Raw genomic sequence first — 18,291 nt, forward strand, 5'->3', positions numbered from 1 at the left:
GTAAAGGTATGGACGCTGTATTGTTAGCCAGATATTCTGCCCGGTATGTTCAAATTTCCTGAATGAGAAAGCGATGGCCAAAGAGAGAGCATTAACGCTGGAAGCGTTACGCGTGATGGATGCGATCGACCGGCGCGGAAGCTTCGCTGCCGCAGCTGATGAGCTGGGACGCGTGCCTTCCGCCCTGAGCTACACCATGCAAAAACTGGAGGAGGAACTGGACGTGGTGCTGTTTGACCGCTCAGGTCATCGCACGAAGTTCACTAACGTTGGAAGAATGCTGCTGGAGCGCGGGCGCGTGCTGCTTGAAGCGGCGGATAAACTCACCACCGATGCTGAAGCCCTGTCGCGCGGTTGGGAAACCCACCTGACGATCGTTACCGAAGCGCTGGTGCCCACTCCGGATCTGTTTCCGCTGATTGAGAAACTGGCGACTAAATCAAACACCCAGCTGTCGATTATCACTGAGGTGCTGGCCGGCGCCTGGGAGCGGCTGGAGCAGGGGCGGGCGGACATCGTTGTCGCACCGGATATGCATTTTCGTTCCTCTTCGGAGATTAACTCGCGCAAACTCTATTCGGTGCTCAGCGTGTACGTCGCGGCGCCGGATCACCCGATCCATCAGGAGCCGGAGCCGCTCTCTGAGGTTACCCGCGTGAAATACCGCGGCGTCGCGGTGGCGGATACCGCGCGCGAGCGGCCCGTTCTCACCGTTCAACTGCTGGATAAACAGCCGCGTTTAACGGTGAGTACGATAGAAGATAAACGTCAGGCGCTACTGGCCGGACTGGGCGTGGCGACTATGCCCTATCCGCTGGTGGAGAAGGATATTGCCGAAGGTCGCCTGCGGGTCGTCAGCCCGGAATACACCAATGAAATTGACATTATCATGGCCTGGCGACGGGACAGTATGGGCGAAGCGAAGTCCTGGTGTCTGCGTGAGATCCCCAAGCTGTTTGCCGGCAGATAGTGATGAAGACGCTCCTCCCGCTAGCGGGAGGAGCAGGAAGATTAGTAGGAAAAGGGTTTCGGATCGGGCCCGAAGCGATTATTGCCTTCGGTGCCGCGCTGGCAGTTAAAGATCAGGATCACCAGCCAGCCGATGACCGGGATCAACAGCAGCAATAGCCACCAGGCCGAACGATCGGTGTCATGCAGACGGCGAAATTGCACCGCCCACCACGGTAAAAAGACCAGTACGCCATAGATAGTGGTCAGAATGCCTTCGCCGCCAGCCCGCTGCCAGCCCAGCATTTTATCGATGATGCTCAATACGCCGGTCAGGATGAGGTTGACCAGAATAAACATCCAGTACTCTTTGCGCCGCGCACGGCCGCCAAATCCTATATAGTTTTTTAATACCTTGAGATACCAGTCCATTTCTACGCCTCAATTAACCGTCAATCACTTGTTTTTTAAGCGATCGCAATAAGAATAGACGTGAATGAATGGTGGGTAAATATCTGTTTTCTGAATTATTGGGCGCCATCACTGGCGCCCGACAGATCAACGGAAGCGCTGATCGCGACCGTGCGGTTCGTTGAGATCCTGCTGCGGCCCAATGGAAATAATACCGGTAGGGTTAATGGTTTTATGGCTGCGGTAATAGTGGTGACGGATATGCGGAAAACTCACCGTCTCGGCGATACCCGGCATCTGGTAGATGTCGCGCAGGAAACCGTACAGATTGAGGTAATCGCTGATGCGCCGTTTATCGCATTTAAAATGGGTCACATATACCGGGTCGAAGCGTACCAGCGTTGTCCACAGGCGAATGTCGGCTTCCGTTAGCTGATTGCCCGTCAGATAGCGATGCTGGCCGAGGATCTGCTCCAGCCGCTCCAGCGAGGTAAAGACCGCATCCACCGCTTCGTCGTAAGCTTGCTGGCTGGTGGCAAAGCCGGCTTTATACACGCCGTTGTTGACGTTGTCATAGATCCAGCCGTTCAGCTCATCGATTTGTTCCCGCAGCGCTGGCGGGTAGTAATCCCCGGCCCGGGCGCCAAGGCCATCGAAGGCGGTATTAAACATGCGGATGATTTCTGCCGACTCATTGCTGACGATGGTCTGCTGTTTTTTATCCCACAGCACCGGCACGGTCACGCGTCCGGTGTAGTGCGGGTCGGCGTGCAGATACAGCTGATAGAGAAAGTCATGCTGGTAGAGGGTATCGCCGGTGGCTTCCGGGAAGCTATCGTCAAAGGTCCAGCCGTTTTCCAGCATCAGCGGATTGACCACGGATACGGGGAGAAAAGGCTCCAGACCTTTTAATTTACGCATAATTAACGTGCGATGCGCCCACGGGCAGGCGAGAGAAACATACAAATGATAGCGATCCTTTTCCGCTGCAAAACCGCCTTCACCGCTGGGGCCAGCCGCGCCGTCGGCGGTCAGCCAGTTACGGAAGGCGGAAACGGAACGTTTAAAACGCCCACCGGTGGATTTTGTGTCATACCAGGTATCCTGCCAGACGCCGTCGACTAATTGTCCCATCTTTGCTCCTCCTTCAGACTACAGATAGCAAAAGCGAGGAGTGGTCTCCTCGCTTTTTTCATTCATTCAGTATAGTGCGCTTACCATTTCTTATTCAGTACACGGTCAATACTGAAGGCGCCCGGTCCGGTAATGGCCAGCAGCAGGTAACCGCCCGCAATGGTCAGGTTTTTCATGAACATCAGGGAGTTCACGCCTTCCGCAAAGTTGCTATGGAACAGGAACGCGGTCAGCAGCGTAAAGCCCGCAGTGAACAGCGCGGTGGTCCGGGTCAGGAAACCGAACAGAATCGCCAGACCGCCGCCGAACTCAAGGAGGATGGTCAGCGGCAGCAGCGCGCCCGGGACGCCCATGGCTTCCATATACTGCTGGGTTCCCGCATAACCGGTGATTTTGCCCCATCCTGCAGTGATAAACAGAATCGGCATCAGAATACGCGCTACCAATACACCAACATCTTCTAATTTTTTCATTTGTTACTCCAGAAAACCCAAAGGGCGGCGGTTTTGTTTTTTAGTGCAATCCCGCGTAGTTACGCGGTGTTGCTGTCGATGGAGAGGATAGTAGCGAGGCGGAGAGGGAATTGTTAGCAAGGAAAACTGTAGATCTATTTCAAAGTTTCTGAGCAATCAGTACGCGGAGGCGAAAGAGTACCGAACGCGATGGGCCACCACCGGACCTGGTATGGCGTAAGGTAAAGGGCGTCGTAGAGAAGGGCGCGCTACGGAAAAGGCGCATGTTGCTGCGAACAGCGTGCAGTAAGGGACAGGGAAATGGCAGAGCGTGGGCGCCAGGGAAAGCGCCCACGCTCAGGGCCGCTAGCGAACTGCCGACTGGCGCAGGATCCCGCGCACCAGGCGCCAGGTGCTCCACAGTCCGAGTCCGCGTTTGGTCCAGCGCATTAAAAAATGCGGATGTCGTACGGACCATACGGCCATCAGACCGCTGCCAACCATCAGCCACGAACGTAAACTCAGCAGCGTATGCCAGCCGCGGTCGAGGGGCGCAGTCGCCTCGTGCCAGTGACGGCGGCAGGCGCTGAGCTCCAGCCGTTGCTGCTGGATCTGGCGCAGCAGCTGCGTCTTTTGCCGTTCACGCTCCTGTCGGCCATTCACGATTTATCCTCCTCCAGAAGGGCACGGTCGTTCTCCAGCTCTTTACGCGTTAGACGCAGCAGCGTGGAGCGGCGCGCCTTACGTAGGGTTAGGATACCCACGATCGCGGCGGCGAGGAGCAGCACAACGGTGGTGGCGATCATCACGTGCAGGCGGTACTGAGCGTCAACGGCCCAGATAACCAGCACCAGCAGACTCATGAGGCCAAACGCGGCAAACAGCAGCGTCAGTCCGGTCATGATCAGCAGCTGGAAGAGGTTGGCTTTCTCCTCCTCCAGCTCCACGACGACCAGACGCAGCCGCGTTTCCACCATTTCGACCAGCAGCGTGACGATGCGCTGACCAATGGAGAAAACGCGCTGACCCGGTCCCTGCGTGTGTTGAGTATTCGCCATAATCAGCGACGCGACAGCAGGACACCCAGCACCAGCCCGACGGCGGCGCCAATTCCTACCCCAGTCCACGGATTTTCGCGAACATAATCATCCGCTCGCGCGGCGGTCTCACGAGTTTGACGAAGAATCGCTTCGCTGGTTTCACCCAAACGAGCGCGGCTCTCTTTCAGCGCACTCTCGGCTTTACTGCGCAGTTTACCCATCTCTTCTTTCGACTTGTCCGCCGAGGAATTTAGTACTTCCTCCAGGGTATCCGCCAGCGTTTTCAGTTCTGCACGAAGGTCGTCAGTCACATTCTCTTTAGCCATGTCGTTCTCCTGTAGCGTGGTCCGTGTTGCGAAAGTTAATGGTGATTAGTAATCCCGAGACTCCAGCGTTTTTAACTCCTGTTGCGCTTCATTGAGTTTATGCTGGCGTTTGTTAATTTTGTCCGCATCGCCTTTCTTCCGGGCTTCCTGCAGATCGCGCTGACGTTCAGCGATCTCTTCCCGCTGTTTGGCAATTTTTTGCTGATGATCGGCTTTGAGTTTACTGTCGCTACAGTTTTCCCGAACCTGACGTAGCGCGGTATTTAGCCCATCAATGCGACTTTGATTATGATGCTTTTCGGCGTAGCTGATCTCTCGTTGAATATCCTGCTCTTTTTCCTGGCAGGGAGAGGCGGCTAGGGCGCTGGCGCTAAGTGAAGTCAGGACCAGAAGCAGAGCGATGCGGTGTTTCATGGATAGTACCTTCCATTGTCTGAGGGGATACCCGGAGGATATACCCGTTCCCGTTGGTGAACGTGAATGCGTTGATTCCCGCAGGTTTAAGCATAGTAACAAATGCGGGAAACCACCAGACTGGGTTAAAAACGCAGTCTGGCGGCAGCTTACCCGAGGCGATGCGGCGCGTCGCGCAGGCGGGATAGCCAGGCGGTGGGCGAGTTATCGTCCTCCAGCAGGGCAATAATATAACCATGTGGCAGAGCGCGGCCGAGAACTTCTTTCGCCGCCGCGCCCTGGGCGGTGGAATCGAACTTAATCAGCAGACCATCCTTCTGCGGCGTGATGCTTTTAAAGCGGATGCCGTTGGCATCGAGATGATGCCAGACGGAGAAACCGTCCGGCATTCCGATACCCTGGCCAACCGGGCGTATCGCCAGCGTGGCCTCCTGCTGCTGCACCGCCAGCCAAAGCCAGAACAGGGCGCCGAGCAGAAGAGAACCACCCAGCAGCCAGCTGAACTGGCGCGGGGAAGGGCGTTTCATGACCATCATTAGCCCCGGCTTCTGTATTTTTTCTTCCACAGCACCACCAGCGAGCCGATCAGTCCGAAGACCAACAGGGCAACCGGCAGGAGCATCAGGCAGGACATCAGCTGATCTTCATACTTGAGGAATACCGGGGTTTTACCCAGCAGATAGCCAAGCGAGGTCAGGATGAGCACCCACAGCAGGCCGCTCATCCAGTTGAAAAACTGAAAACGGGCGTTATTAAGGCCGGAAAGCCCGGCGATGGTGGGCAGCAGCGTGCGTACGAAGGCGATAAAGCGGCCGATCAGCAGCGCGGAGAGCCCATGCTTATGAAACAAGTGATGCGCACGCTGGTGATAGTGCGAAGGCAGGTGTGACAGCCAGTTTTGCACGATCCGCGTATTACCCAGCCAACGCCCCTGAATATAGCTTAGCCAGCAGCCGAGGCTGGCGGCGGCGGTGAGCAGCAGCAAGGTTTCCGGAAAACCCATCGCCCCTTTGGCGATCAGCACGCCCACGAGCACGAGCAGACTATCCCCCGGTAAAAACGCGGCAGGCAATAACCCGTTCTCAAGGAACAAAATCATAAACAAGACAAAATACAGCATGCCTATCATGGAGGGATTCGCGAGCGTTTCGTAATCCTGAGCCCACAAGGCATTCAATAACTGGGTAAATAGTTCCATTCACGATTCCTGGTACATCGGTTAACGGCACGTCTGAGCGCGTGGCATATAGGGCGACAAGATTTTTATGAGATTATGGTCGCTGCTTAGGCGCTCTGAACGCTTCCCTGTATAAGACTGAAGTAAGTAAATACCTACCCCCCAGAACGACAAAATGCATCTAATTGTAACAAATCACCTGACTTTCCGTCAGAGAAATTGCAAGGTGTTGCTCGTTGATTTTGCTGATTGCGGAGATGGGAGGCGAGAGGATTTACACAGGCTGACACTATATATGACTTGCTTACTCCAGCCTCACTGTCAGACAGGCGCGCAGGGGGGCGCGCCGGAGGGATAAGGCCTTATTTCGCGCCGTTGACTGCGGTATCGAGATGAACGACTGGGTTTTCGGCAAATAAGTAGCGATCGGCATTAAATTCAAAGTCATCGCTGGTTTCGTTAAACAACATTTGCTTGGTATTTTCCAGATGCTGCCACATCGCCAGCTTGGCGGCGTTGGGATCTTTTCGCAGCAGAGCTTTCAGGATCTGATCGTGGTCGTCGCACCAGTTATCGACCGTACGCAGGTCGATATGCTCATGCAGCTTTTTCCAGTAGGGGTTATGCACGCGCTGGGTCCACATCTTTTCCACGATCGCCGCCAGCGCGCTGTTCTGCGTCGCCAGCGCCACCTGGACGTGAAACTGCAGGTCCCACTCGGAGTCGCGGAAACATTTCTCGTTACGCGCTTTCTCCTGAATCTCCATCAGCTTCATGATGTCCTGTTTGGTCACCTGAGTCGCCGCGAATTCGGCAATATTGCTTTCAATTAGCTGCCGCGCCTGCAGCAGTTCAAAGGGGCCATAGTTGGCGAACTCAAGGCTTTCATCGGCCACCTGCTGGTATTTCGGATGGTTGGAGATAACGTGGATACCCGACCCTTTGCGGACTTCGACATACCCTTCCACTTCCAGCATGATAATGGCTTCACGAACCACGGTGCGGCTGACGTTTTTTTCATCGGCGATGAAGCGCTCGGCGGGCAGCTTATCCCCTACAAGGTAGACACCTTGTTCGATGCGCGTCTTCAGCTCAGCGGCAAGCTGCTGATATAGACGGCGTGCTTCAATGATTTCCATATTCGCTCCCGGAAGATGGCGACAATATTCGATTTGTTATACCACTTTTACGCGCTTTCCACCACTGGCAGGCATGAAAAAGCCGCCTGAGAAGGCGGCTTGATCGGCGATTACCTTGCCATTCGATCTAACTCTGCGTGACCGGTTTGCGGCTGCTAAGCGGCGTCGAGTCATCGTCAGCCGGTTTGTTTTTCAGCACCGTCCAGATAACCAGCGCGCCCAGCAGGTCAAAGACGGCCAGTACCGCAAACAGCGGGCTAAAGCCGATGGTGTCTGCCAGCGCGCCGACGACCAGGGCGAACATGGTGCTCGCCAGCCAGGCGGCCATCCCGGTCAGACCGTTGGCGGTAGCGACTTCGTTACGGCCAAAGACGTCGGAAGAGAGGGTAATCAGCGCCCCGGACAGCGCCTGGTGAGCGAACCCGCCGATGCACAGCAGGGCAATCGCCACGTACGGGCTGGTGAACAGGCCGATCATCCCCGGGCCAATCATCAGCAGGGCGCCCATGGTGACCACCATTTTACGCGACACGATCAGGTTGACGCCAAACCAGCGCTGGAACAGCGGCGGCAGATATCCGCCGACGATGCAGCCGAGGTCGGCGAACAGCATCGGCATCCAGGCGAACATGGCGATCTCTTTCAGGTTAAAACCGTAAACTTTGAACATGAACAGCGGGATCCAGGCGTTAAAGGTCCCCCAGGCCGGCTCGGCGAGGAAGCGCGGCAGGGCGATACCCCAGAACTGACGGTTGCGCAGGATTTGCCACGGCGACATTTTCTTCGCGTTATTGGTCTGATGCTGAGACTCCTGACCGCCAATGATGTAGTCACGTTCTTCGTCAGATAATTTTTTCTGGTCGCGCGGGTGTTTGTAGAAGATAAGCCAGGCGATAGCCCAGGCGAAGCTCAATACCCCGGAGATGATGAACGCCATCTGCCAGCTGTGCATGACAATCGCCCATACCACCAACGGCGGCGCGATCATGGCGCCAATAGAGGAACCCACGTTGAAGTAGCCCACCGCGATAGAGCGCTCTTTTGCCGGGAACCACTCTGAGCTGGCCTTCAGGCCGGCGGGGATCATTGCGGCCTCCGCTGCGCCGACTGCGCCACGGGCCAGCGCCAGTCCACCCCAGCTGCCGGCCAGCGCCGTTGAGCCGCAGAATACCGCCCAGGCGATGGCGAAGAAGGCATAGCCAATTTTGGTCCCCAGAATATCAAGGACATACCCCGCGACGGGCTGCATAACGGTATAGGCAGCGGAATAGGCTGCAATGATATAGGAGTACTGTTGGGTCGAAATGTGTAACTCTTCCATCAGCGTCGGCGCGGCCGCCGCTACGGTGTTACGGGTCAGGTAGCCCAGCACGGTGCCCAGCGTCACCAGCGCGATCATGTACCAACGTAACCCTTTAATTTTACGCATGTAAACCTCATCGTCTGTTATCTTTCCGCATCAGGTGCGGCCTTTACCGAGCGCAATAAGCGGCCGGGAAAGCGAAACGGAGGATTCAGGAGGGTAGTCCCCTCTGGCCTGAACCTTACCATCAGTTGTTATGTTGAAAGTCGGTATCCATTCCGTATAAGCCGATGCCATAAGCACCGGTAATGCATTCCGTCGGTTTATATGTTGCGACGGCAGAAAGATAACTTGTCATACAACTTTAAAAGTTGAGAGCTGTCACAAAAGTGGGAAAGTTAGTGTGGTCTTTATCCCTTGCCTGGAAAGCCAGAGATGGCGCGCTCTGGCGAGGTGTTTTGCTCCAGGGCGGTCATTTTTTTATCGACGTTTATTGATCTAACTCACGAAAAACAGTTCGGTCTGTAGAAATTGGTGTGATAACTTTGTCAGCATTGTAGTCAATCATCTGAAAGGCTCCCGCACTGGAGCGAAGAGGACACGCGAATGACATCGTTTATGACTGAAGATTTTCTACTTGATACCGAGTTTGCCCGCCGTCTGTACCATGATTACGCCAAAGATCAGCCGATTTTCGACTACCACTGCCACCTTCCGCCGCAGCAGGTTGCCGAAAACTATCGCTTTAAAAACCTGTATGACATCTGGCTGAAAGGCGATCACTATAAATGGCGCGCAATGCGCACTAACGGCGTGCCGGAGCGTCTGTGTACCGGTGATGCGTCCGATCGCGAGAAATTTGACGCCTGGGCGGCCACGGTTCCGCACACTATTGGCAACCCGTTATACCACTGGACCCATTTAGAGCTGCGTCGACCTTTTGGTATTACAGGTAAGCTGTTGTCGCCATCCACCGCCGATGAGATCTGGGACCAGTGTAATGATTTGCTGGCTCAGGATGCCTTCTCCGCCCGCGGAATCATGAAGCAGATGAATGTGAAGATGGTCGGTACCACCGACGATCCGATTGATTCTCTTGAGCACCACGCGGCTGTCGCCAAAGACAACTCCTTTGACATCAAAGTGCTGCCGAGCTGGCGCCCGGATAAAGCCTTCAACATCGAGTTGGCGACCTTCAATGATTATATGGCTAAGCTGGGCGAGGTATCCGATACCGATATTCGCCGCTTCGCTGACCTGCAAAGCGCCCTGACCAAACGTCTGGATCATTTTGCCGCACACGGCTGCAAAGTCTCCGATCATGCGCTGGACGTGGTGCTGTTTGCCGAAGCGACCGACGCCGAGCTGGATGACATTCTGGCGCGCCGCCTGGCTGGCGAGACCCTTAGCGAACACGAAGTGGCGCAGTTCAAAACCGCGGTGCTGGTGTTCCTCGGCGCAGAGTATGCCCGTCGCGGCTGGGTCCAGCAGTACCACATTGGCGCTCTGCGTAATAACAACCTCCGTCAGTTCAAACTGTTAGGGCCAGACGTCGGCTTCGACTCGATCAACGATCGTCCGATGGCGGAAGAGCTGTCTAAGCTGCTGAGCAAGCAGAACGAAGAAAACCTGCTGCCGAAAACGATTCTCTACTGCCTGAACCCGCGTGATAACGAAGTGCTGGGCACCATGATCGGTAACTTCCAGGGTGAAGGCATGCCAGGCAAGATGCAGTTCGGCTCCGGCTGGTGGTTCAACGATCAGAAAGACGGTATGGAGCGGCAGATGACCCAGCTGGCGCAGCTCGGGCTGCTGAGCCGCTTCGTCGGGATGTTGACCGACAGTCGCAGCTTCCTCTCCTACACGCGCCACGAATACTTCCGCCGCATTCTGTGCCAGATGATCGGCCGTTGGGTGGCTGCCGGCGAAGCGCCTGCGGATATCGCGCTGCTGGGCGAGATGGTGAAAAACATTTGCTTTAACAATGCGCGTGACTATTTCGCCATTGAACTGAACTAAGGCCAGAGGTCGGTTGATATGCAATACATCAAAATCCATTCGCAGGATAACGTCGCGGTCGCGCTGACGGATATCGCTGCCGGTAGCGTGGTGACGATTGATAATGACTCGGTCACCCTCGGCCAGGATATCGTTCGCGGCCACAAGTTTGCACTGCGCGCTATCGCGAAAGGGGAAAACGTCGTTAAGTACGGGTTGCCGATTGGCCATGCGCTGGCGGATATCGCGCCGGGAGAGCATGTTCATGCGCACAATACGCGCACCAATCTCAGCGACCTTGACGCGTATCGCTATCAACCGGACCTGGTTGCCCAACCGCCACAGCCTGCGGATCGCGAAGTGCAGATTTATCGTCGCGCCAACGGTGACGTCGGCGTGCGCAATGAGCTGTGGATCCTGCCGACCGTCGGCTGCGTCAACGCGATGGCCAGACAAATGCAGAACCGTTTCCTGAAAGAGACGTATGGCGCTGAGGATATCGATGGGGTACATCTCTTCAGCCACACCTATGGCTGCTCGCAGCTTGGGGACGACCATATCAACACTCGCACCATGCTGCAAAATATGGTTCGTCACCCGAACGCCGGGGCGGTGCTGGTGGTTGGCCTTGGCTGTGAAAACAACCAAGTGGAGGCCTTTCGCGAGACGCTGGGCGAGTTTGACCCGCAGCGCGTGCACTTTATGGTTTGCCAGCATCAGGACGATGAAGTGGAGGCGGGGGTTGAGCATCTGCATCAGCTGTATGAAGTGATGCGTCAGGATAAACGCCAGCCGGGCAAGCTCAGCGAGCTGAAGTTTGGCCTCGAGTGCGGGGGATCGGACGGCCTGTCGGGCATTACCGCTAATCCGATGCTGGGCCGCTTCTCAGACTATGTGATCGCCAACGGCGGCACTACCGTGCTGACCGAAGTGCCGGAGATGTTCGGCGCTGAACAGTTGCTGATGAGCCACTGCCGCGACGAAGCGACCTTCGACAAGCTGGTGACCATGGTCAATGACTTTAAGCAGTACTTTATTGCTCACGACCAGCCTATTTACGAAAACCCCTCGCCGGGTAATAAGGCCGGAGGGATCACTACCCTCGAAGATAAGTCGCTGGGCTGTACTCAGAAAGCGGGCTCCAGCCAGGTGGTGGATGTTCTGCGCTACGGCGAGCGCCTGAAGGTTCATGGTCTGAATTTACTGAGCGCGCCGGGCAACGACGCGGTCGCCACCAGCGCGCTGGCCGGCGCCGGCTGCCATATGGTGCTGTTCAGCACCGGTCGCGGCACGCCGTACGGCGGCTTTGTGCCAACGGTGAAGATCGCCACCAATAGCGAGCTGGCGGCGAAGAAAAAGCACTGGATCGACTTTGATGCCGGGCAGCTGCTCCACGGCAAAACGATGCCGCAGCTGCTGGAAGAGTTTGTGGATGCCATTGTAGCCTTCGCCAACGGTAAACCGACCTGTAATGAGCAGAATGACTTCCGCGAGCTGGCCATCTTTAAAAGCGGTGTTACCCTGTAAAGGCGTATTTGCGTTGGCGCCCAGAGGCTTGGTTTGTGTATCGGCCTGATAGCGTAGCGCCATCGGGCTCGTAACAGCGGCGTTTCAGCCAGTGAAGCGCCGTTTGTTTTTTTCAGTCAGGGAGCTTACATGACCGCGTATTGGCTGGCCCAGGGGGTCGGCGTCATCGCCTTTCTTATCGGCATTACCACCTTTATCAACCGCGATGAACGCCGTTTCAGGCTACAGCTGGCGGTCTATAGCGCTATTATCGGCGTTCATTTTTTCCTGATGGGCGCCGGGCCGGCTGGAATGAGCGCCGGGCTCAATGCGCTTCGCACGGTCATTTCCTTACGCACCCGTAGTCTGTGGGTGATGACAGTCTTTATCCTCCTGACGTTGATTCTCGGCCTGGGTAAACTGCAGCATGCCATGGAGCTGCTGCCGATCATTGGCACCGTCGCCAGCACCTGGGCGCTGTTTCGCTGCAAAGGGCTAACCGTCCGCTGCGTGATGTGGTGCTCCACCGCCTGCTGGGTCACGCATAATCTGTGGTTGGGTTCCATTGGCGGGACGCTGATAGAAGGCAGTTTCCTGATCGTCAACGGGCTGAACATCATTCGCTTCCGCCGGATGCAAAAGCGCGGTATCGATCCGTTTAAGGTTGAAAACGCAGTACAGGAAGAGAGCCCCTCCGCCCGATAGCGGAGGGGAAAGGCGTTATCCGCGCAGGGCGTTTTTCGCCAGCTGGTCGTCTTCCGCCATGCAGGCCGCGGCGGTAAACAGGGCGTCGGTGGAGGAGTTCAGCGCGGTTTCGCAGGAGTCCTGCAGCACGCCGATAATAAAGCCAACGGCAACCACTTGCATCGCCACATCGTTCGGGATCCCAAACATATTACAGGCCAGCGGGATCAGCAGCAGCGAGCCGCCCGCCACGCCGGAGGCGCCGCAGGCGCACAGCGAAGCGACCACGCTCAGCAGCAGCGCCGTCGGCAGATCCACCGGAATATTCAGCGTATGCACCGCCGCCAGCGTCAGCACGGTGATGGTGATTGCCGCGCCTGCCATATTGATGGTCGCCCCCAGTGGAATAGAGACCGAATAGGTATCGCGATCCAGATTCAGCTTCTCGCACAGCGCCATATTCACTGGAATGTTGGCGGCGGAACTGCGGGTGAAGAACGCGTAAACGCCGCTTTCGCGCAGGCAGGTGAGCACCAGCGGATAGGGGTTGCGGCGGATCTTCCAGAACACCAGCAGCGGGTTAATCACCAGCGCTACCAGCAGCATACAGCCCACCAGCACCAGCAGCAGCTGGGCATAGCCCCACAGGGTCTCGAAACCGGTGGTCGCCAGGGTGGAAGATACCAGGCCGAAGATCCCCAGCGGCGCAAAGCGGATCACCACTTTAACGATAAAGGTCACCGCGTGGGAGACGTCGTTGATCAGGTTTTTGGTGGTGTCGTTACCATGACGCAGGGCGAAGCCAAGCCCCACCGCCCACACCAGAATGCCGATATAGTTGGCGTTCAGCAGAGCGTCGATCGGGTTGGACACCATGCTCATCAGCAGGCCGCGCAGCACCTCAACAATCCCCGACGGCGGCGTGATGCTGTCGGCGGCGGTGGTTAAGTGCAGGGTCGAGGGAAAGAGAAAGCTGAACAACACCGCGGTCAGCGCCGCGCTAAAGGTGCCCAGCAGATAGAGAAACAGAATGGGGCGTATACTGGTTTTTTGTCCGTGCTGATGGTTGGCGATCGAGGCCATGACAAGCATCAATACCAGCACCGGCGCTACCGCTTTTAACGCGCCGACGAACAGGGTCCCCAGCAGACCGACGGCGATAGCCGCAGGCTTAGAGACCAGCGCCAACAGTACGCCAAGCACCAGGCCGATTAAAATTTGTTTCACCAGGCTGCCTTGCGCCAGGCGGGAGAGCCACCCTGATGAGGGAGTGCGTGTTGTCATAATTCATTCCTTCCAGTGATGTAGCAAGCCATCCCAGCCACGTATTATTTTTTACGTTTATGTCAGGATGTAAGTAGATGTTTGCATAGTCGAGTATACGGAAAGAAAGACTGGCGGGAAGCGTAAAATACTGTGATTTTAATATGGATCTTATTTTTTAACTGCGTAGTAACATAATTGTGACATGAGCAGGTATTCTCGTTACGAGAACGTCTGCTATAGCTGATTACCGCGCCGCCAGCGAGGGCCGACGGCGCGGTAGCAGATTACTCTGGCAGTTTGCGCTGCTTGTCGTGCTGCCTGTTGACCCAGGCGTTAATCAGCAGCGTGACGGCCAGGATGCCGCCCACCACGCCCAGCGAGATGGCAACCGGGATATGGTAGAAGTCGACGATCAGCATCTTCACGCCAATAAACACCAGAATCACCGACAGACCGTATTTGAGCATCGAGAAGCGCTCAGCGACCCCCGCCAGCAGGAAGTACATGGCGCGCAGGCCGAGGATGGCGAACAGGTTCGAGGTCAGCACGATAAACGGATCGGTGGTGACCGCGAAGATTGCCGGGATACTGTCGACGGCGAAAATCACGTCGCTCAGTTCCACCAGAATCAGCACCAGCAGCAGCGGGGTGGCGAACAGCACCCCGTTTTTACGGGTGAAGAAGCGCTCGCTCTCGATTTTATCGGTCATCCGCAGATGGCTGCGGATCCAGCGCACCAGCGGCTTATCGCCGATGCCGGAGTCGTCCTCCTTCGCCAGCGCCATCTTCACGCCGGTAAACAGCAGGAAGGCGCCAAAGACGTACAGCAGCCAGTCGAACTGCGAAATCAGCCAGCTGCCGGCGAAGATCATAATGGTACGCAGAACGATCGCGCCCAGTACGCCATACACCAACACCCGGCGCTGCAGAGCAGGCGGTACGGCGAAATAGCTGAACAGCATCAACCAGACGAAGACGTTATCGACCGCCAGCGCTTTTTCAATCAGATAACCGGTGAGGAAGGCTAAGGCCTGCGGATCGGCGACGGCCCGGCCCTGGGTTTGCACCAGATACCACCAGAAGGCGGCGTTGAACAGCAGAGAAAGCGTGACCCAGAGGATTGACCAGCCAGCGGCCTGCTTCATGGTCATGCTATGCGAACCGCGTCGTCCCTGAAGCAGCAGGTCGATTGCCAACATGATCGCGACAACGACAGCGAATCCACCCCATAGCAACGGCGTGCCGACAGTATTCATTTGATATTCCTTACATAAAAACAAAACGGCTGACGTCGGAAGACGGCAGCCGCTGCGCTTTTATGCATAGACCTCGCCTTCCGGCAAGGTCTCACTTACAACAACCAAAGTACATCGCGATGGGCTTTGGTTATTGCCCGGCGACCGGATGCGGTATTGCACGCATCGTAATGACGATCAACCGGCAAGGAAGTTACTCCCCTTTGCACGTAACAAAATATGTCACAGGGCGGTTTTCGTCAATGGCGGCCGGTCGGGCCTTTACACTCTTTTACGCCAGCGGCTGCGTATCGGCCGGGAAGATCACTCCGGTCTGGCGACGAATTTCGCTGGACAGTTTGGCGGTGATCCGGCTCACCGCCAGGCCCGGGTGATCCACATCCTGTGTCTCCACCAGGCGCGCAAAGGTCTCCGCCTCATACAGCATGGTATTAATGTGCTGGGGCTGCGTCAGGTCCTGGGCTTTACCGCCGCGCGGCACAAACGCCAGCTTCTGACATTCGGAGATTTTTTCGATCACTAACGCGCCGTCTTCGCCCTGAATTTCACTGGGGATCGCGGAATCGCTAACTTTGGAGTGATGCAGCGTCACGTCGAAGTCGCCATAGCTCAGCACCACGGTGCCCTGGGCGTCTACGCCGCTGTCCAGCAGGCTGGCGGTGGCAAGAACGGCCTGCGGCTCGCCCCACAGCGCCACAGCGGACGCCAGGCAATAGAAGCCGATATCCATAATCGAACCGTTAGAGAACGCCGGGTTAAAGGTGTTGGGGTTTTCGCCGTCAAGGTAGCGCTGATAGCGCGAGGAGTACTGACAGTAGTTGATAAAGGCTTTGCGTAGTTTGCCCACTTTAGCGAGCGTTTCTTTCAGTAGGAGAAAGTTAGGCAGACTGGCGGTTTTAAAGGCTTCAAACAGCACCACGTTATTTTCTTTCGCCAGCGCTATCGCCGCCTCGACTTCCTGCAGGTTCGACGCCAGCGGCTTTTCGCAAATGACGTGCTTCTTATGGCTCAGGAACAGCCGGGTCTGCGGAAAGTGCAGCGAGTTCGGGCTGGCAATATAGACCGCGTCAACGTCAGGGCTCTGTGCCAGTTCATCGAGCGAGGTAAACAGATGCTCGACCGGATAGTCTTTGGCGAAGGCTTGCGCCTGTTCGAGGCTGCGGGAGTAGATGGCGGTAAGTTTATATTTGCCGGTTTCATGGGCGGCATCGACAAACTGCTTGGTGATCCAGTTTGTGCCAACAACTGCGAAACGTATCATAAACGTTGACGAACTCCGTTAAAGGGAACCTGCCGCCACTCTATCATGCCGTCATGACAAAACCAGGGCGTCACTACGCAGAACGATTTAACGAAAGGTGCGTCAGCCACAGGCGGGTGTCGAACTCCAGCTGGTGGTACTGCGGCTCCATATGGCAGCACAGCTGATAGAAAGCCTTGTTGTGATCCTTCTCTTTCAGATGCGCCAGTTCATGAACCACGATCATCCGCAGAAAGGCTTCCGGCGCGTCGCGAAATACCGTCGCCACGCGAATTTCCGCTTTAGCTTTCAGCTTACCGCCCTGCACGCGGGAAATGGCGGTATGCAGGCCGAGCGCATTGTTCAGCACGTGGATCTTACTGTCATACATCACTTTGTTGATCGGCGCCGCGCCGCGCAGAAAGCGGTTTTTCAAGTCCTGGGTGTACTGATACAGCGCTTTATCGCTGTTAACGTCGTGCCCTTGCGGATAGCGCTTTTGCAGCACCTCGCCGAGGCGGCCTTGCTCGATTAACGTGGTCACCTGCGCCAGAAGCGATTCAGGATAGCCCTGTAAATAAATGAGTTTTGTCATCGTCTTATCATTATGTCTGTCAGGAGGGCAGTTCAGCCACGGTCATGGTAAAGACCAGCGGCGCGGTACCCTCATTGCGGTAACCGTGCTCTATTTCGGTGCGGGCCACCGCCGATTCCCCGGCCGCCACCGTGCGGCAGGTCTCGCCAAGCGTCAGCGTCAGCGCGCCGGCTTCCACGTGCAGCAGCTCGAAGGTTGTTGCCGGGTGGCCGGGCGAGGTAAAGGCTTCGCCGGGCTGCATCTCCCAGCGCCACAGCTCAATCATATTCGGCCCGGCGGTGCCGGCGAGGAGCCTGGCGCTGCCCCCCAGCGGGCCTTGCCAGAGGGTGGGGATCTGCTCGGCGGGAATAATATGCAACGCGGGTTCGCTTGCCACATTGACAATATCCGCTACCGATACGCCCAGCGCGGCGGCGAGTTTGCAGAGGATCGCAATGCTGGGATTGGCGGCCTCTTTTTCCATCTCGACCAGCATACCTTTGCTGATGCTGGCCCGGCGCGACAGCTCGTCCAGCGACATTTTTTTCGCTTTACGGTAGGCCTTCAGCCGCGTGGCGACGGCGCGACTTACCTGGTCGACATCAGATCCTGAATCGGTCGTTATATTGACTTTTACGTTCATTGGTCACTATGATGAAACAAATTGGTCATTACAGGATTATCGAATGCGTAGCGTAACGCCGTCAATCGAATCTGCGGTCAGCCGCCTGGCGCCGGGCTTTCGGGCATTAAGTATTGTGGTGGAGAGCGCGCCGGTGGCCGATCCCGCCGTCGCGGAGCAGGCGCTGGCCGAGGCCTGCCTGGCGGTGCAGCAGGATGATGTGCCCTGGGCGCAAGCGCACCTGGCGGCATGGGATGAAGCGTTCAGCGCCTTCGGCGCGAAGGCGAAACGTACCCCCTGTTCGGCGCAGGCGCTGCGCAAGCGGGTGCTGAAAGAGGGGAGCCTGCCGGCCATCGATCCGGTGGTGGATATCTACAACGCGATCAGCATTCGCTATGCCGTCCCGGTCGGTGGGGAAAATCTGGCCGCCTACCGTGGCGAACCGCGGCTGGCCATTGCCCGCGGCGATGAGCCATTCGATACGCTAAAATCGGCAGAGCCGGTAGTGGAATATCCGGAGCCGGGCGAAGTCATCTGGCGGGATGATATAGGCGTAACCTGCCGACGCTGGAACTGGCGACAGGGCGTGCGCACCCGGCTGGACAGCGGCGCGCAGACGATGTGGTTTATTCTCGAAAGCCTGCCGGCGATGCCGTTGTCGGCCCTGCATGAGGCGGGAGAGCGGCTGGTAGGTTATCTGCAGCAGCTGATGCCCGGCGCCCGCGCGTCGATAACGCTGCTCCGAGCCGATGACGAGGGCGATCTACGCTGAGCGGCGATGATCAGCGATCTCTCTTCAAC

At 56.7% G+C, this 18,291-nt stretch carries 21 protein-coding genes; 5 read left to right on the plus strand and 16 right to left on the minus strand.

The genetic code is table 11. From position 1 onward, the window contains the following. The first annotated feature begins 73 nt into the window (after nucleotides 1–73). Nucleotides 74–970, plus strand: a complete 897-nt coding sequence (locus KHQ23_RS09785; protein ID WP_004144865.1) for a LysR family transcriptional regulator — start codon at nucleotides 74–76, stop codon at nucleotides 968–970. Between the two features lie 41 nt (nucleotides 971–1,011). Here the strand turns inward: KHQ23_RS09785 and KHQ23_RS09790 are convergent, their stop codons facing one another. The 11 genes from KHQ23_RS09790 to KHQ23_RS09840 form a co-directional block, all read right to left on the minus strand. Beyond that, nucleotides 1,012–1,380: a DUF805 domain-containing protein gene (locus KHQ23_RS09790; RefSeq protein ID WP_002917923.1), complete on the minus strand. Its 369-nt coding sequence runs from the start codon at nucleotides 1,378–1,380 to the stop codon at nucleotides 1,012–1,014. 126 nt (nucleotides 1,381–1,506) lie between these two features. After that, nucleotides 1,507–2,493, minus strand: a complete 987-nt coding sequence (locus KHQ23_RS09795) for a glutathione S-transferase family protein (RefSeq protein WP_002917922.1) — start codon at nucleotides 2,491–2,493, stop codon at nucleotides 1,507–1,509. A gap of 80 nt (nucleotides 2,494–2,573) precedes the next feature. Next, nucleotides 2,574–2,966, minus strand: a complete 393-nt coding sequence (locus KHQ23_RS09800; RefSeq protein WP_002917920.1) for a DoxX family protein — start codon at nucleotides 2,964–2,966, stop codon at nucleotides 2,574–2,576. A gap of 345 nt (nucleotides 2,967–3,311) precedes the next feature. Then, nucleotides 3,312–3,608, minus strand: coding sequence for a YqjK-like family protein (locus tag KHQ23_RS09805; RefSeq protein ID WP_002917918.1), 297 nt, complete (start codon nucleotides 3,606–3,608; stop codon nucleotides 3,312–3,314). After that, nucleotides 3,605–4,003, minus strand: coding sequence for a phage holin family protein (locus tag KHQ23_RS09810; protein ID WP_002917917.1), 399 nt, complete (start codon nucleotides 4,001–4,003; stop codon nucleotides 3,605–3,607). The genes KHQ23_RS09805 and KHQ23_RS09810 overlap by 4 nt, the downstream gene beginning before the upstream one ends. A 2-nt stretch (nucleotides 4,004–4,005) precedes the next feature. After that, the gene (locus KHQ23_RS09815) at nucleotides 4,006–4,311 is read right to left on the minus strand and encodes a YqjD family protein (protein ID WP_002917916.1); all 306 of its coding nucleotides are present in this window, start codon (nucleotides 4,309–4,311) and stop codon (nucleotides 4,006–4,008) included. A gap of 45 nt (nucleotides 4,312–4,356) precedes the next feature. Further along, complete coding sequence (locus KHQ23_RS09820) at nucleotides 4,357–4,725, minus strand: DUF1090 domain-containing protein (protein ID WP_004144860.1); 369 nt, start codon at nucleotides 4,723–4,725, stop codon at nucleotides 4,357–4,359. 149 nt (nucleotides 4,726–4,874) lie between these two features. Further along, nucleotides 4,875–5,252: an EnvZ/OmpR regulon moderator MzrA gene (mzrA, locus tag KHQ23_RS09825; RefSeq protein ID WP_073553681.1), complete on the minus strand. Its 378-nt coding sequence runs from the start codon at nucleotides 5,250–5,252 to the stop codon at nucleotides 4,875–4,877. Between the two features lie 8 nt (nucleotides 5,253–5,260). After that, nucleotides 5,261–5,923: a DedA family general envelope maintenance protein YqjA gene (gene yqjA / locus KHQ23_RS09830; RefSeq protein WP_002917909.1), complete on the minus strand. Its 663-nt coding sequence runs from the start codon at nucleotides 5,921–5,923 to the stop codon at nucleotides 5,261–5,263. 341 nt (nucleotides 5,924–6,264) lie between these two features. After that, nucleotides 6,265–7,041: a transcriptional regulator ExuR gene (exuR, locus tag KHQ23_RS09835; protein WP_032421847.1), complete on the minus strand. Its 777-nt coding sequence runs from the start codon at nucleotides 7,039–7,041 to the stop codon at nucleotides 6,265–6,267. A gap of 127 nt (nucleotides 7,042–7,168) precedes the next feature. After that, nucleotides 7,169–8,470 (minus strand): MFS transporter, encoded by a 1,302-nt coding sequence (locus tag KHQ23_RS09840; protein ID WP_002917905.1) that lies wholly within the window; start codon nucleotides 8,468–8,470, stop codon nucleotides 7,169–7,171. A 480-nt stretch (nucleotides 8,471–8,950) separates the two neighbouring features. Between KHQ23_RS09840 and uxaC the strand changes: the two genes are divergently transcribed. The 3 genes from uxaC to KHQ23_RS09855 all read left to right on the plus strand — a co-directional run bounded on the left by uxaC (nucleotide 8,951) and on the right by KHQ23_RS09855 (nucleotide 12,553). Continuing rightward, on the plus strand, nucleotides 8,951–10,363 hold the full coding sequence (uxaC, locus tag KHQ23_RS09845) for a glucuronate isomerase (protein ID WP_002917899.1): 1,413 nt from the start codon (nucleotides 8,951–8,953) through the stop codon (nucleotides 10,361–10,363). Nucleotides 10,364–10,381: 18 nt separating this feature from the next. Beyond that, nucleotides 10,382–11,869, plus strand: coding sequence for a UxaA family hydrolase (locus KHQ23_RS09850; protein WP_002917898.1), 1,488 nt, complete (start codon nucleotides 10,382–10,384; stop codon nucleotides 11,867–11,869). Between the two features lie 129 nt (nucleotides 11,870–11,998). Beyond that, nucleotides 11,999–12,553 carry a YgjV family protein gene (locus tag KHQ23_RS09855; protein ID WP_002917897.1) on the plus strand — a complete coding sequence of 185 codons (555 nt, stop codon included), beginning with the start codon at nucleotides 11,999–12,001 and terminating at the stop codon, nucleotides 12,551–12,553. 15 nt (nucleotides 12,554–12,568) lie between these two features. Here the strand turns inward: KHQ23_RS09855 and sstT are convergent, their stop codons facing one another. The 5 genes from sstT to KHQ23_RS09880 form a co-directional block, all read right to left on the minus strand. Further along, on the minus strand, nucleotides 12,569–13,816 hold the full coding sequence (gene sstT, locus KHQ23_RS09860) for a serine/threonine transporter SstT (protein WP_002917895.1): 1,248 nt from the start codon (nucleotides 13,814–13,816) through the stop codon (nucleotides 12,569–12,571). A 266-nt stretch (nucleotides 13,817–14,082) separates the two neighbouring features. Then, nucleotides 14,083–15,054 carry a TerC family protein gene (locus tag KHQ23_RS09865; RefSeq protein WP_004144845.1) on the minus strand — a complete coding sequence of 324 codons (972 nt, stop codon included), beginning with the start codon at nucleotides 15,052–15,054 and terminating at the stop codon, nucleotides 14,083–14,085. Between the two features lie 271 nt (nucleotides 15,055–15,325). Next, a complete protein-coding gene (locus KHQ23_RS09870; RefSeq protein ID WP_004181399.1) occupies nucleotides 15,326–16,315 on the minus strand; it encodes a Gfo/Idh/MocA family protein in 990 nt (329 codons plus the stop codon). 73 nt (nucleotides 16,316–16,388) lie between these two features. Beyond that, nucleotides 16,389–16,889, minus strand: a complete 501-nt coding sequence (locus tag KHQ23_RS09875) for a M48 family metallopeptidase (protein ID WP_004144843.1) — start codon at nucleotides 16,887–16,889, stop codon at nucleotides 16,389–16,391. Nucleotides 16,890–16,908: 19 nt separating this feature from the next. Beyond that, nucleotides 16,909–17,511 carry an XRE family transcriptional regulator gene (locus KHQ23_RS09880; RefSeq protein WP_004210533.1) on the minus strand — a complete coding sequence of 201 codons (603 nt, stop codon included), beginning with the start codon at nucleotides 17,509–17,511 and terminating at the stop codon, nucleotides 16,909–16,911. Between the two features lie 43 nt (nucleotides 17,512–17,554). Here KHQ23_RS09880 and KHQ23_RS09885 point away from each other — a divergent pair, with 43 nt between their 5' ends. Further along, nucleotides 17,555–18,262 (plus strand): B3/4 domain-containing protein, encoded by a 708-nt coding sequence (locus tag KHQ23_RS09885; protein WP_002917889.1) that lies wholly within the window; start codon nucleotides 17,555–17,557, stop codon nucleotides 18,260–18,262. Nucleotides 18,263–18,291 lie beyond the last annotated feature (29 nt).

The organism is Klebsiella sp. 64 (assembly GCF_018223915.1).
Lineage (GTDB): Bacteria > Pseudomonadota > Gammaproteobacteria > Enterobacterales > Enterobacteriaceae > Klebsiella > Klebsiella pneumoniae.

Excerpts from the sequence above, each read along its gene's own strand:
- KHQ23_RS09785 (WP_004144865.1), top strand. The coding sequence starts at position 74 with ATGGCCAAAGAGAGAGCATTAACGCTGGAAGCGTTACGCGTGATGGAT.
- KHQ23_RS09790 (WP_002917923.1), bottom strand. The coding sequence starts at position 1,380 with ATGGACTGGTATCTCAAGGTATTAAAAAACTATATAGGATTTGGCGGC.
- KHQ23_RS09795 (WP_002917922.1), bottom strand. The coding sequence starts at position 2,493 with ATGGGACAATTAGTCGACGGCGTCTGGCAGGATACCTGGTATGACACA.
- KHQ23_RS09800 (WP_002917920.1), bottom strand. The coding sequence starts at position 2,966 with ATGAAAAAATTAGAAGATGTTGGTGTATTGGTAGCGCGTATTCTGATG.
- KHQ23_RS09810 (WP_002917917.1), bottom strand. The coding sequence starts at position 4,003 with ATGGCGAATACTCAACACACGCAGGGACCGGGTCAGCGCGTTTTCTCC.
- KHQ23_RS09815 (WP_002917916.1), bottom strand. The coding sequence starts at position 4,311 with ATGGCTAAAGAGAATGTGACTGACGACCTTCGTGCAGAACTGAAAACG.
- KHQ23_RS09820 (WP_004144860.1), bottom strand. The coding sequence starts at position 4,725 with ATGAAACACCGCATCGCTCTGCTTCTGGTCCTGACTTCACTTAGCGCC.
- mzrA (WP_073553681.1), bottom strand. The coding sequence starts at position 5,252 with ATGAAACGCCCTTCCCCGCGCCAGTTCAGCTGGCTGCTGGGTGGTTCT.
- yqjA (WP_002917909.1), bottom strand. The coding sequence starts at position 5,923 with ATGGAACTATTTACCCAGTTATTGAATGCCTTGTGGGCTCAGGATTAC.
- exuR (WP_032421847.1), bottom strand. The coding sequence starts at position 7,041 with ATGGAAATCATTGAAGCACGCCGTCTATATCAGCAGCTTGCCGCTGAG.
- KHQ23_RS09840 (WP_002917905.1), bottom strand. The coding sequence starts at position 8,470 with ATGCGTAAAATTAAAGGGTTACGTTGGTACATGATCGCGCTGGTGACG.
- uxaC (WP_002917899.1), top strand. The coding sequence starts at position 8,951 with ATGACATCGTTTATGACTGAAGATTTTCTACTTGATACCGAGTTTGCC.
- KHQ23_RS09850 (WP_002917898.1), top strand. The coding sequence starts at position 10,382 with ATGCAATACATCAAAATCCATTCGCAGGATAACGTCGCGGTCGCGCTG.
- KHQ23_RS09855 (WP_002917897.1), top strand. The coding sequence starts at position 11,999 with ATGACCGCGTATTGGCTGGCCCAGGGGGTCGGCGTCATCGCCTTTCTT.
- sstT (WP_002917895.1), bottom strand. The coding sequence starts at position 13,816 with ATGACAACACGCACTCCCTCATCAGGGTGGCTCTCCCGCCTGGCGCAA.
- KHQ23_RS09865 (WP_004144845.1), bottom strand. The coding sequence starts at position 15,054 with ATGAATACTGTCGGCACGCCGTTGCTATGGGGTGGATTCGCTGTCGTT.
- KHQ23_RS09870 (WP_004181399.1), bottom strand. The coding sequence starts at position 16,315 with ATGATACGTTTCGCAGTTGTTGGCACAAACTGGATCACCAAGCAGTTT.
- KHQ23_RS09875 (WP_004144843.1), bottom strand. The coding sequence starts at position 16,889 with ATGACAAAACTCATTTATTTACAGGGCTATCCTGAATCGCTTCTGGCG.
- KHQ23_RS09880 (WP_004210533.1), bottom strand. The coding sequence starts at position 17,511 with ATGAACGTAAAAGTCAATATAACGACCGATTCAGGATCTGATGTCGAC.
- KHQ23_RS09885 (WP_002917889.1), top strand. The coding sequence starts at position 17,555 with ATGCGTAGCGTAACGCCGTCAATCGAATCTGCGGTCAGCCGCCTGGCG.